The sequence below is a fragment of the Prochlorococcus sp. MIT2304 genome (assembly GCF_059772405.1).
On record NZ_CM186286.1, the window covers coordinates 1,604,139 to 1,617,324 of the forward strand.

General features: G+C 35.5%; 12 protein-coding genes. 4 read left to right on the plus strand and 8 right to left on the minus strand.

Features of this window, described 5'->3' with window-relative positions:
• Window positions 1-41 precede the first annotated feature (41 nt).
• Window positions 42-497: a DUF2062 domain-containing protein gene (locus AC6EIY_RS09205; protein WP_498506622.1), complete on the plus strand. Its 456-nt coding sequence runs from the start codon at window positions 42-44 to the stop codon at window positions 495-497.
• Between the two features lie 53 nt (window positions 498-550).
• On the opposite strand, the gene AC6EIY_RS09210 is transcribed toward AC6EIY_RS09205, so the two are convergent.
• Window positions 551-2,887: a RelA/SpoT family protein gene (locus tag AC6EIY_RS09210; RefSeq protein ID WP_498506623.1), complete on the minus strand. Its 2,337-nt coding sequence runs from the start codon at window positions 2,885-2,887 to the stop codon at window positions 551-553.
• A gap of 55 nt (window positions 2,888-2,942) precedes the next feature.
• On the opposite strand from AC6EIY_RS09210, the gene AC6EIY_RS09215 reads away from it, so the two are divergent.
• On the plus strand, window positions 2,943-4,547 hold the full coding sequence (locus AC6EIY_RS09215; protein WP_498506624.1) for an ABC transporter ATP-binding protein: 1,605 nt from the start codon (window positions 2,943-2,945) through the stop codon (window positions 4,545-4,547).
• On the opposite strand, the gene AC6EIY_RS09220 is transcribed toward AC6EIY_RS09215, so the two are convergent.
• Window positions 4,531-5,511, minus strand: a complete 981-nt coding sequence (locus AC6EIY_RS09220; RefSeq protein WP_498506625.1) for an RluA family pseudouridine synthase — start codon at window positions 5,509-5,511, stop codon at window positions 4,531-4,533. The genes AC6EIY_RS09215 and AC6EIY_RS09220 overlap by 17 nt on opposite strands.
• Window positions 5,511-6,374 carry a ribosome biogenesis GTPase YlqF gene (gene ylqF / locus AC6EIY_RS09225; RefSeq protein WP_498506626.1) on the minus strand — a complete coding sequence of 288 codons (864 nt, stop codon included), beginning with the start codon at window positions 6,372-6,374 and terminating at the stop codon, window positions 5,511-5,513. Before ylqF ends, AC6EIY_RS09220 begins: the two co-directional genes overlap by 1 nt.
• 476 nt (window positions 6,375-6,850) lie before the next feature.
• Between ylqF and AC6EIY_RS09230 the strand changes: the two genes are divergently transcribed.
• Window positions 6,851-8,056 (plus strand): phosphoglycerate kinase, encoded by a 1,206-nt coding sequence (locus tag AC6EIY_RS09230; RefSeq protein WP_498506627.1) that lies wholly within the window; start codon window positions 6,851-6,853, stop codon window positions 8,054-8,056.
• Window positions 8,057-8,094: 38 nt separating this feature from the next.
• On the opposite strand, the gene AC6EIY_RS09235 is transcribed toward AC6EIY_RS09230, so the two are convergent.
• Window positions 8,095-8,760 (minus strand): DUF8623 domain-containing protein, encoded by a 666-nt coding sequence (locus AC6EIY_RS09235; protein ID WP_498506628.1) that lies wholly within the window; start codon window positions 8,758-8,760, stop codon window positions 8,095-8,097.
• Window positions 8,761-8,869: 109 nt separating this feature from the next.
• Between AC6EIY_RS09235 and AC6EIY_RS09240 the strand changes: the two genes are divergently transcribed.
• Complete coding sequence (locus AC6EIY_RS09240) at window positions 8,870-9,928, plus strand: UDP-N-acetylglucosamine--N-acetylmuramyl-(pentapeptide) pyrophosphoryl-undecaprenol N-acetylglucosamine transferase (RefSeq protein ID WP_498506629.1); 1,059 nt, start codon at window positions 8,870-8,872, stop codon at window positions 9,926-9,928.
• Here AC6EIY_RS09240 and AC6EIY_RS09245 read toward each other — a convergent pair.
• The 4 genes from AC6EIY_RS09245 to rplL form a co-directional block, all read right to left on the minus strand.
• Window positions 9,921-11,003, minus strand: a complete 1,083-nt coding sequence (locus AC6EIY_RS09245; RefSeq protein ID WP_498508201.1) for a pyridoxal phosphate-dependent aminotransferase — start codon at window positions 11,001-11,003, stop codon at window positions 9,921-9,923. The two genes, AC6EIY_RS09240 and AC6EIY_RS09245, sit on opposite strands and share 8 nt — an antisense overlap.
• A gap of 63 nt (window positions 11,004-11,066) precedes the next feature.
• Window positions 11,067-12,224 carry a quinone-dependent dihydroorotate dehydrogenase gene (locus AC6EIY_RS09250; protein ID WP_498506630.1) on the minus strand — a complete coding sequence of 386 codons (1,158 nt, stop codon included), beginning with the start codon at window positions 12,222-12,224 and terminating at the stop codon, window positions 11,067-11,069.
• The gene (rnhA, locus tag AC6EIY_RS09255; protein WP_498506631.1) at window positions 12,211-12,696 is read right to left on the minus strand and encodes a ribonuclease HI; all 486 of its coding nucleotides are present in this window, start codon (window positions 12,694-12,696) and stop codon (window positions 12,211-12,213) included. Before rnhA ends, AC6EIY_RS09250 begins: the two co-directional genes overlap by 14 nt.
• Window positions 12,697-12,763: 67 nt before the next feature.
• On the minus strand, window positions 12,764-13,159 hold the full coding sequence (gene rplL, locus AC6EIY_RS09260) for a 50S ribosomal protein L7/L12 (RefSeq protein WP_498506632.1): 396 nt from the start codon (window positions 13,157-13,159) through the stop codon (window positions 12,764-12,766).
• Between the last annotated feature and the right edge of the window lie 27 nt (window positions 13,160-13,186).

Below are 13,186 nucleotides of genomic sequence, written 5' to 3' on the forward strand. Positions count from 1 at the left end.
CAAATCTAGTTTTATTTTTTATAACCAAGATTTTTTTAAATATGAGAAAAATCTTTCTAAATCTAATACAAAGAATTCGTAAATTTATTTCTTGGCTTTGGGCTCAGGAAGGTTCTCCCTCACAGAGAGCACTTGGGTTGGGTGTGGGGATATTTAGTGGTTGTTTTCCATTCTTTGGTTTGCAAACTTTGATGGGCGTATTTTTAGCAAAAATCTTCAAAGGGAATAGTGTTTTTGCAGCTGTTGGGACTTGGATTAGCAACCCATTGACTTATGTGCCACTATATTATTTTAATTATAGAATAGGCTCTCTAATAATTAATAAAGATAAAAATATAGTAGATTTTAGCAATATAACTACAAATGAGTTGTGGTCTCAAGGTTGGTACCTAAGTTCTCGATTGATAATCGGCTCGATATGTATTGGCCTTTTGACTGGAGTCGTTGGTGGGCTCGGCTCATATTTTTTACTCAAAAAACTTTCTGATAAAATATAAATTTATATATTTGATAAACTTTTTTTTTGCAATTCATCGGATTCTTTAAGATGTTAATTAATTCCTGTTCTGGCGATATCTAAGACATCTACCATCGAACGTATTTGATTGATAGTAATTTCTAATTGATTAACGCTTTCTAGTTCAACTCTCAAATCTATACATGCTGGTTTGCCTTGAGATGTCTTAACTCTGGCATCTATTACGTTAATGCCTCTATCAGAGAGTCTCATTAATATATCTTTAAGCACTCCGACTCTATCAATAACTTCAATTCTTAATTGAATAGGAAATTTCTTCTCTTTGATGCATGTATTATTATTCCACTTTACTGAAAGTCTTCTATTATCAGGAATTGATTGTATGTTGACACAATTAGTTCGATGTATAGTGATCCCATGATTACCAAGTGCAACTGTTCCAAGTATCGATTCTCCTGGTAAAGGGCTGCAACATCCACCTAGTCTATAGTCAAGTCCTTCCAGGCCAAGTATGGGCGAATATTTGGTTTGAGATGTTTTTATTTTATTTGAAACTTGATTTGTTTGTGATCCAATTTGGTTTGCTATCTCGATATCACTTAATTCATTCTCAGGTAGTTGGTTTTGAATTTTTATCTCTTCTCTAAACCTATTAATTACTTGGTGTAGGGTTAAGGCCCCAAATCCAAGTGCAGCCAACAAATCCTCCGTAGACTTTAGATTACATCTTTCAGCAACTTTTGTGATCGCTTCACCTTTGAGTAGATTATCAATCCCTTTACGACCAAATTCTTGTTCTAGTAGTTCTTTCCCTCTTAAAATTGTTTCTTGACGATGACTTTTTTTATACCATTGCCTGATACGATTTCTAGCTGTGGGTGTGGCCACATAGTTTAACCAATCCAAGCTTGGATGGGAACTCTTGTGAGTAAGGATCTCAACAAAATCTCCATTTTCTAGAGGCGTAGATAGCACGCACAGACGATCATTGATTCTTGCACCATTACAATGGTTACCTACTTCAGAATGAATCCGATAGGCGAAATCGATTGCTGTTGAACCATTCCTTAATCCCAAAACATCTCCTTTTGGAGTGAAAACAAACACTTCTTCATCAAATAAATCTTCTTTAATTGATGCAAGATAGTCATTATGATCATTTACGCCATCTTCTTGTTGCCATTCAACTAATTGACGCAACCAATTAAACTTTTCTGAGTCAGGATTGGCAGGAGATCTTCCTTCTTTATACTTCCAGTGAGCGGCAATTCCAAATTCTGAAACTCTATGCATGTCTGGAGTTCTGATTTGCACTTCAATAGGTCTGTGTTTGCCGATTACGGCTGTATGAAGAGACTGGTATCCATTTGGTTTTGGGAGGCCTATATAGTCTTTGAAGCGCCCAGGTATTGGCCTGAATGTGTCATGAACAACAGCAAGAGCTCGATAACATGTCTCGACATCTGAGACAATAATTCTTAGAGCAGCAACATCAAAAATTTCATGAAATTCTTTTTGTTGCCTTTGCATTTTGCTCCAAATTCCATATAAATGCTTAGGCCTTCCACTAACTTCACATTGATTAAGTCCAGCAGAGTTCAAGCGATCTTTTAGTAATTGAACAGTTGCATTTAATCTCTCTTCTCTTTCACTACGTTTACTAGCTATTTGTTGTTGAATTTCTCGGAAGGGATCTGGCTCTAAAAGTTTAAATGCTAAGTCCTCCAGTTCCCATTTAAAACGTCCTATCCCTAAACGATTAGCGAGTGGAGCATAAATTTCTCTTGTTTCTTTCGCTATTCGAATTTGTTTCTCTTTCCCTAGGTAACTAATAGTACGCATATTGTGTAACCTATCTGCAAGCTTCACTAGTACTACTCGAATATCGCTAGCCATAGCTAGAAACATTTTACGTAGGTTTTCTGCTTGAGCTTCTGTTCGATTATTAAAATGGATTCCTCCTAATTTAGTAACTCCTTCTACTAGATATCTAACCTCACTCCCAAAATACCCCTCTAGTTGTTCTGGGGTTATATCTGTATCTTCTACGACGTCATGTAAAAAACCTGCTGCAATTACGCTAGCGCTTGCACCTATCTCTCTAAGTAAGTCTGCAACTGCAACTGGATGCGTTATGTAAGGTTCACCACTTTTCCTGAATTGACCTTTGTGTAATTGAAATGCAAGATCAAAAGCAGCAACTAATAAAGCTTCAGAATCTCTAGGGCAACTTGCTCCTATCCCAGGTGGAATATTTCTAATGCAATTTTTTAACCAATCTGGCAAAATAATTTCGTAATCATCAATATTTTTAATCTGATGAGTTCTGAGTTGCGGCTTGCCATCAAAAAATTCATCACAGACAACATTGGTCTGGGTTAAATTGCGTGCAGAGGTGACTTTAGACATCAGCACAGGCGCTTAATTGATCTTATTCAAGCTCAACATTTCTTGCTACCTTTTTATGAATAATTCATCAAAAGAAGTTTTAAAGATACATAAACTAAATGCTATCTATCCCAATAGCTCTACGTCCGTATTAAACGGACTAGACCTGAATATGAATCGTGGAGATAGGCTTGCATTAGTTGGTAGATCAGGATGTGGAAAAAGTACTGTCGCAAAAGCTGTAATGCAGCTTCTTCCTGCTGGATGTATTTGTAACGGTGAGATTTTTTTAAATGGGAAAAATGTTTTGGATCAAGATAAGGTTTCTTTGCAAACTATTCGTGGAACAGAGGTTGGATTGATATTTCAGGATCCAATATCACGTTTAAATCCTTTAATGACTGTTGGCGATCATTTGGTTGATACATTCAGGGCTCATGATAATTCTGCACCAATTTATAAATTAGTGAAAAAAGCAAAAAGCTTACTAACTAAAGTTGGAATAGACCCTTTGAGATTTAATTCTTTCCCGCATGAATTTAGTGGAGGGATGCGACAACGGGTGGCAATTGCTTTGGCAATTTGTTTAAGACCTCCTTTGATAATTGCTGATGAGCCTACAACTAGCTTGGATACAATAGTTGCTGATCAAATTATGGGTGAATTGACTTTACTTTGTGATGAAATTGGTACGGCTTTAATATTAATTAGTCATGATTTATCTATGGCATATAAATGGTGTAATAAAATTGCAATACTTGATTATGGGAAAATAGTAGAATCTGGGAATATTAAGGAGATAATTTCTAATCCAAAAACTCATATTGCTCAAAGGTTAGTTGATTCAGGGCGTATATTAGAGGGCTCTGAGAGAGAAATAATGAATAAAAGGACTGTATTATTGAGAGTAAATAGATTAAGATGTTGGCATAACATAGGCTTTTGGCCCTTCAATACTTTTTGGCTTAAAGCTGTTAATGAAGTTACCTTTTCTCTTTATGAAGGTGAAACTCTTGGTGTCGTGGGTCCATCAGGATGTGGTAAGAGCACTCTATGTAGAGCTTTGACTGGTTTATTGCCTGCAAGAGGTGGAAGTATTTTTTTCCTTGGATCTAATATTTCAAATTACAATAAGAAATCTTTGAGACAATTACGTAAATTTATTCAAATTATTTTTCAAGATCCTTCTACTGCTTTGAACCCTAAGATGTCAGTAATGGATGCAATTATAGATCCTATTCTTATCCACAAGTTGTTAAGTAGATCTCAAGCTAAAGAGAAAGCTCGTAATCTTTTAGGCCTTGTTGGTTTAACTCCCACAGAAATGTATGAACAACGTTTACCCTCTCAACTTTCAGGGGGACAACAGCAAAGAGTGGTTATTGCAAGAGCGCTGGCACTTAACCCTAGAATACTTATCTGTGATGAAAGCGTCAGTATGTTAGATGCAGAAATCCAAGCAGAAGTTTTGGAGTTGCTTCGCTCTTTACAAGAAAAATTAAAATTGTCCATGTTATTTATAACTCATGACTTATCAGTTGCAGCTGGATTTTGCCATAGGGTATTGGTATTTGATAAAGGAAAAATTATTGAAGAGAATTCTGGTAAAAATTTGTTGGATAATCCTCAACAATACCTGACACAAAAGATGGTTAAGGCTTGCCCTAGATTGCCGAAATAATATTATTATTTGATTTTAATACTTTTAAAAGTCTCTCAAAATCTTGCGGTAATGGAGCTGTGAATTTCATCCTCTTTAGTGTTATTGGGTGTATCAAACCTAATTCAATTGCATGTAATGCTTGGCCGCTAAGATTAATGGGTAATTTTTTACATCTACTATAAGTTTGGTCTCCAAGAATAGGGTGACCTATGTGTGCACTGTGAACACGAATTTGATGAGTTCTACCTGTATCAAGTTTGAATTTAAGAAGAGAAAATTTTCCTAGGCCTTCAATTAACTTCCAATGTGTGCAAGCATATCTACCTGATTCTTCATTAACTACCGCATATTTTTTTCTATCTTTTGGATGTCGACCAATACATCCGACAACTATTCCCTCAGTCTCTTTAATGGCTCCATGTACAACAGCAATATAATGCCTTGCGGCCACTCTTTTTTGTATTTGAATTTGAAGTTTTACTAAAGCTTCTTGAGATTTTGCTACGACAATGCACCCAGTTGTGTCTTTATCTAAGCGATGAACTATTCCAGGCCTTAATTTACCTCCGATTCCAGGTAAGTCTGGACAATGATTGATTAATCCATTGACTAAAGTTCCAGATTTATTACCTGGGGCAGGATGTACTGCTATTCCTGCTGCTTTGTTGATGACTATTAAATGATCATCTTCGTATAGTATGTCTAAATCAATGTCTTCTGGTTTTAAGTAAGGAAGAGGTTCCGGTGGTGGAACCCAAAGTTGAATTACGTCGCCTGGCCTAACGGGCGTTTTTGCTTTCCCAGTTTTACCGTTCACTCTTGCAAAACCAGCTTCGATAAATTTCTGAATATGAGCTCTACTTTGTTCAGATCTTTGACTAACCAACCATCTATCTAGCCTCATAGGTAAAGGCTTTTGGTATTTGCCCTCAAATAATTCGCCTGGGCCTTGCCCAAATTCAAGCTTGAGTTCTTTATCCATTAGGGGAGTTCAAGAGAAATATTTCCCAATAAATTTTTACGAAAATCATCAAGTAGTCTTTGAGACATCCTTCTAGTATCTCCGGAAGTGTGACGTTTTGCTGCTGAAAGTAGCCATAAAGATTTATCTTTAATTACTTCATTGACAAATATTCCATATCTATTTTGAAGACACATTGGCTTAATTCCGGCTTCTTGCTTGTTTGTTAATGTCTCAAGAAGTTTCATAAAGTTAATGGCTACTTGTTCCGTATCGTATGCTGCTTGACCGATATCATCACATATGGCCAGCTTTAACGCCGCACTTTGATCTTCAAATCTCGGTGGAAGAACTCCAGGAGCATCCAATAGATCCAGATCTTGTCCCAACCTTACCCATCTCAAACTTCTAGTTACACCTGGTTTTCTTGAACTAGAGACAACTTTTTTTTTTACTAATCTGTTAATGAGAGCAGATTTTCCAACATTTGGGAAACCAAGAGTTAGTACTCTAATTGCACGATTTTTCATTCCACGATCGAGACGTCTTTGATTTAACTCTTGTCCAGCACGAATGGCAGCTTGTTTTATTTGGAGAACGCCTGTTCCAGCTTTTGCATCACACCACCATGGGACTTTCCCTTCTGACCTTAATTTTTCATCCCAAGCTTTGTGGGCATCGATATTGATCATGTCTTTTCTATTAATAACTAATATTTGCTTTTTACCTTTTAACCATTTTTGAAGATATGGATGAGAAGTTGAGAGGGGAATCCTTGCGTCTCGCACTTCGAAAACTAGATCAACTTTATTCAGATGTTCCTTTAATTGTTTTTCTGCTTTTGCAATATGACCTGGGTACCATTGTATGAGCTGCTTGTCCACGGAATTTAAAAGAATTTGGTTGAAATTGATTTATTTAGAAATTTAAAAAGTTAATTTTGATCTATTTTGGTTGGTTGTTTTTGAAATTTCTAAGTTCAACCTATCATCTGAAATGATTATATAAGTTAATAATAATAATTGATTTATTCTAAATATCCTGACGGGAAATCAATTTTATTGATCAATCTAGATTGATAGAATTACAATATTTAATAACACACCATTGAAAAAAATCTCTCATATTGTGTGTTTTAAAAAAAATTGATTTCCAAACTTAACATTGTAAGATTATTTCTCGAGTAACTGCAGCTGTTTTAGGGGTAATTAATTATTTTCTATAAAGGCTTTTGATATTTTAAATATCGTTTTTGGTTCCTCAGGGGTTTAGGTAGATTTTTTCTGTGTCTTAGTAATTACCCAATTGGTGCCTTTCAAGAGCTATGGTCACTCAGTTTCCTTTCTGAATCCTATACATTATGTCTAAGCGTTCCCTGTCAAGTCTCGGCGCTGAAGACTTATGCGGCAAACGTGTTTTAGTGAGAGTTGATTTTAATGTCCCATTAGGAGATGAGGGGCAGATAACTGATGACACAAGAATTCGTGCTGCTTTACCAACTATTAATGACCTTCTTGAAAAGAGTGCAAGAGTTATTCTTTCTGCTCATTTTGGTAGGCCAAAGGGAGAGGTTAATGAAACAATGCGTTTGACAGCTGTTGCTCAAAGACTGAGTGAATTGCTTGGTAAAACAGTTGTAAAAACAGAAAGTTGTAGAGGAGCTGAAGCTAAGTCAAAAGTAGATGCGATGTCTAATGGCGATGTTGTCCTTTTGGAAAATGTTCGATTTATTGCTGGTGAAGAAAAAAACGATGGAGAGTTTGCTAAAGAATTAGCTTCTTTGGCAGAAGTATATGTAAACGATGCTTTTGGTGCCGCTCACCGTGCTCATGCTTCAACTGAGGGAGTTACAAAGTTCTTGAGTCCTTGTGTGGCTGGCTATTTGATGGAAAAAGAACTAAGGTACCTTCAAGGAGCGATAGATCAACCTCAAAGACCATTGGCTGCAATAGTTGGCGGTTCCAAAGTAAGCAGTAAAATAGGTGTTTTGGAATCTTTGATTGATAAATGTGACAAGATAATCGTTGGTGGAGGGATGATATTTACTTTTTACAAAGCCAGAGGATTATCTGTTGGTAACAGTCTTGTCGAGGAAGATAAGCTAGAATTGGCAAGCGCTTTGGAGAAGAAAGCGAGAGATAAAGGAGTTGAGTTCCTTTTACCAAGTGATGTTGTATTGGCTGATAATTTTTCTCCTAATGCAAGCAGTAAAGTTTCAAAAATAGATTCTATTAGTGAAGGCTGGATGGGATTGGATATTGGTTCAGAATCAGTTGAACTTTTTCAGAACGCCTTGAAAGATTGCAAAACTGTGATTTGGAATGGACCGATGGGTGTCTTTGAATTTGAGAAATTTGCAAATGGAACCAATTCAATAGCTAATACTTTGGCTGATTTAAGTGCCCAAGGATGCTGCACAATTATTGGAGGTGGAGATTCAGTAGCAGCAGTTGAGAAAGCAGGTTTAGCTAAAAATATGTCTCATATATCTACTGGAGGTGGTGCTAGTCTTGAACTCTTGGAAGGGAAAGTTCTTCCTGGAGTTTCTGCTCTAGATGATGCTTAAAATTTGAACCTGGTTTTATGATTTTTAGAAGTATGTTTTTATAAACCTACTTCTATTTTTTTTGTTATTGAATAAATACCTTCAGGATGAGTAATGATTGCTGAAAAAGTTTGAAAGCCAGGATTTAAGGGCGCTTGAACATATTTAAATAAACCACCTGATTGATTAGGCTTAATCCCAAAAATATCATTGGATAAATTAATATTATCTTCGTTTTTAAGTAAGATCATTCCACTAGCAGTTAATGCATTGCTTAATGGATTTTCAATGACTAAATTTATTTCGTATTTCTGACCAGTAAAAACTTTGTCTGGAGATATAATTTTTATAATTAAAGGTGAATTTTGACTATTCAAAATAGATTCTTCTTTAATAACTTTATATCCTTTGATTTTATTGTTGTAGGTCTCTAATTGAACAGTCTGTTTAGTATTGAGATTATAAATTTGATCATTAATTTCTCTTGTAGATTTTATTTTGACATTTAGTAATGACTTATCTTTTTCATTTCTAACTTGTTGAATTGACCATTTTGCATCTTTATATTTATCTTTAAAAGCTTTGTGGCGCTTATTAAATTGATCGAATGATTTTTTTAGAAATAAATCTCTTAGTAAGTCATCATTCTTCAGGTTGAGAATTTCCTCCAATTTATTACTTAATAACTGCTTCTCCATGTTTTTACTTAAAGCAGAATTGATCATGAGGGGATGTAGCAAAAAAAATATTATTGATTTCACTATGAGTGAATGTCGCACGTCTACCTTTTTTGCTCAATATAACCTAGCCTTCATGAATAAGGTTATTTAATTTATGCCTCGCCTTTTAATTGCTGCAAGCGGAACAGGTGGGCATATTTATCCTGCATTGTCTTTCGCTGACTCACTCTCAAATTCTTGGAAAATTGAGTGGCTAGGTGTGCCAAATAGGCTAGAGATTGATCTGGTTCCCAAAAAATACAATCTAATAAAGCTAAAAGTTGGAGGATTACAAGGAAATATTTTTAGAAAGATGTTTGAAATTTGTAAATTACTCCTTTCTTCTATCCAAGTTTCTATCCTGATCCGTCAGAAAAAGATTAACGTTATATTTACTACTGGTGGGTATATATCTGCTCCAAGTATTCTCGGAGCGAAAATAACTGGCATTCCTATCATTTTGCATGAATCTAATGCTATCCCTGGGAAAGTAACTAGGTTATTGGGTAGATTTTGTGACCATGTAGCGCTAGGCATCCCATCAGCATCAGAGTATTTGCAAGGATGTAAAACAAGTTTTACTGGAACGCCTGTAAGGTCAGAATTTTTTTTAGATCAATCTCTTCCTCATTGGGTGCCGATCGGAGATGGTTTATTGATTGTGGTTATGGGAGGGAGTCAAGGAGCAATAAAAATGAATGAGATGGTAAGGAATATCTTGCCTTGGTTGCTTGAGAAAGGTTGTAGAGTTGTTCATCTGACTGGTCACAACGATTGTTTCTATAAAAATTTAGATAAGGTTAATACGCACGCTAATTTGGTTGTAAGACAATTCAGTAATGAAATATCGGCCTTACTGCGAAATGCTGATCTTGCAATAAGTAGAGCAGGATCTGGTGCAATTTGTGAATTAATGGCAACTAAGACCCCTTCAATTTTAATACCTTTTCCAGCTTCTGCCGATCAACATCAAGAGTTAAATGCTGCTTATATGGCTAGATATGGAGGTGCTGTAATAGTTAATCAACATGATCCAGAAAAGGCAATTTTGAAAAATACTTTATCTAATTTGCTAGACTCTGATTCTCTCAGTGAAATGAAATTAAATATGAATAATTACAATTGCATTAATTCGAAAAATAAGTTGTTTGATATTATAAATTTGATTAGTTAATATAATCTTTTAATGTATTAATAATTTGAATATTTTCTGTTCTTTTTTGAAAACTTATTCTTATCCAATTCTCACCTAAATTTTTGAATGACCTACAATCTCTTAATAAAATTCCTCTTTTTTTAAAATTCTCAAGAAGATTTAATATGGAATTATCACTTTTGATTAACTGAAAATTAGTAGTTGAGGGAAAAGGCTTAATAGTAGAAAAGGTTGATAATTTTTCATGTAACCACTTCCCTTCTTTTTCTACCCACTTATGGATCTTATTTAATCTTTTTTTATGCATCTTCGAATCTTTCATTATCATTTTAGTTGCATTAATAGCTAGTGTATTAACAGGCCAAGGATCTCTTATCTCTTCCCACTGTAATAATCTATCTGCATTAGTTACGGCATATCCAACCCTTAATCCGGCTATACCTATAAATTTAGTTAGACTCCTTATTACTATAAGGTTCTTGTGTCTATTAGTTAAGTCAATTATTGATTGATTTTCACCTCCAGGTACAAGAGAAATAAATGCTTCATCGCAAATAACCAGTTTATAATTAGTTAATATACTTTCTATAGATGCACGACTCCATAATTGCCCAGTTGGATTGTGTGGATTTGTGATCCACAATACTTGGGTTTTTGGTTTGATTGGAAATGATTGAGGATTTCTATTAGTCCAAGACAAGGGTAAAGGGTTATAAATATAGGGAGCATTCCAACATTTTAAAGCTCTTTTATAGTCTCCAAACCCAGGCGAAGGTAGAGAACTTAGACCATACAAACTTGCATCTCTTGCTGCCCAAGTAAATAATTCAGAGGCTCCATTTCCAGGTAAAATCATAGAAGGATCAATATTATGCCATTTTGAAATAGCATTTTTAACTTCGAAATAACTTCTATCTGGATAAGATTTTATAGATCCATTCTTTATACTATTAATTAGATAATTATTTAATTTTTTTGGTAATTTGAACGGTACTATTGATGCACTTGCATCGATGATATTTTTTGTTGAAAGTCCTAACTTTCTTGCTTCTTTTTCAATATTACCTCCATGATTATCAAAGTCTATTTTCATTATATTTGAGACAATATCATGTCCAGTTTCATTCATAATCATTTACTGAATTCATTTTTCTCATTATTTCCAGGGTTCTTCTGAACCGATTGCATCTTTAATATTTTTGAATCCGTGCTTTTCCATTTGCAATGTTAATCCATCTAAAATATCCGGAACTAAATTTGGCCCCTCAAATATCCACCCAGTATAAATTTGAACTAGTGACGCTCCAGCTGTAATTCTCTCCCATGCCGCTTTTGCTGAGTTAATTCCACCCACGCCAATCAGCGGTAAATCATTATTAGTACTTCTTCTAAGCATCTTCATAACTTCAAGTCCTCTTTTTTGTAAGGGAAGTCCACTTAATCCTCCACTTTCACGCTCTAAAGTATTTCCAGTTTTTATTGTTAGTTTTTTTAAATTAAATCGATTTAAGCTTGTATTGATTGCAATGATTCCATCAATTCCATTTTCCATAGCGACTTTGGCAATTTCATCAATTGCTTCATTGGAGAGATCTGGTGAAATTTTTACAAGCAAAGGTGGACAATTCGATACCTCTCTAAGCGTTCTTATTAATTTTTTTATTTGTTTTGTTCCTTGTAGTGAACGAAGACCTGGGGTATTTGGCGAACTAACATTGATTACTGCATAGTCTGACAATGAAGCCAAAAGGGTTAGGGATCGAGAATAGTCTTTTGGAGCGTCATCAAGCGTGGTGATTTTTGACTTTCCTAAATTTATTCCTAGGACACAGGGTCTATTTCCTGGCTCAGGGAGTTTTTGCTTTTCTAAAGTTTTTAAAAAATTCTCTGCTCCTTCGTTATTGAATCCCATTCGATTCAGTGCAGCTTTTTCTTTGGCAATTCTGAAAAGTCTCGGTTTTGGATTGCCTTTTTGGGGATGCCAAGTAATTGTTCCTAATTCGGCGAAACCAAATCCAAAATAATTCCAAAGACCTGCTCCTACTCCATTCTTATCAAATCCTGCAGCAAGTCCTAAAGGGTTTTTAAATTGAGAGCCAAAAACAAATTGATTTAAGCTGGAATTGTTTCTTTGAAGACCACTCGATGCTTTTAAAAGGATGTTAGAAATTATTGGAAAATTTCTATTTAATGATGCTAATTTAATTGCATTAAGAGCTGAATTGGTAAGTATTTCCGCATCAACACCCTCGTCCTGAGATAGAAGCTGACCAAGCAGAATTTTGTATAAGTCGCTTTTTTTATTTTTTGACAAAATCTTTTAGTTGTATTTTTCGACCTTTAGAAAAAGCTACCGCAATAGCATCGACTCTGTCATTATCTTTTTCTCCGCTATGACCTTTGACATATTGAAGTTTGATTTTTGGTAGCGAAGGATCGTCAAGAGCTTTCCATAAGTCTTGATTGAGAACTGGTTTGCCCGAGGCTGTTTTCCAGCCTCTCTTTTTCCAGTTTGACATCCATTTCCCCATCCCATCAATTAAATATTTGCTATCAGTTTTAATGGTTATCGAAGGGTGAAATTTTATTTCTTTTAATTTTTCCAGGACAAATAATGCAGCTTGCAATTCCATTCGATTATTTGTTGTATCAGGGCTATATCCACCGAATTCAACTTCGCTTCCATCTTGGAATCTAATTAATACTCCCCAGCCACCGGGACCTGGATTTCCACTACAGGCACCATCGGTTGCTGCAGAAATCGCAAATTTTTCTTCAGTTGTCATAAAAAAACCGGTCTAATTAGACCGGTTTCATATAAGCAGAAAACTGGTGTTTATCCAGTAACAATATTTATTTTAAAGTTACTTTCCCACCAACAGCCTCTATTGCTTTCTTTAGCGCCTCAGCATCTTCTTTTGTCGCTCCTTCTTTGATTGTTTTTGGAGCAGCTTCAACTAGGGCTTTTGCTTCGCCAAGGCCTAAACCTGTGGCATTGCGAACTTCTTTGAGGACTTTGATTTTAGATGAAGCTTCAAAGCTTTCTAAAACTACCTCAAATTCAGTTTTTTCTTCGACAGCCTCACCACCATCGCCACCAGCAGCAGCTCCTGGAGCGGCCATGACAACGCCAGCAGATGCGGCAGCAGATACACCAAAAGCTTCTTCTATTTGCTTGACAAGCTCTGAAGCTTCAAGCAAAGAGAGGCTTTTTAATGAATCTAAGATTTCATCGGTTTTTGCAGACATGTTTTAAATCAGCAACTAAGTAAGTAG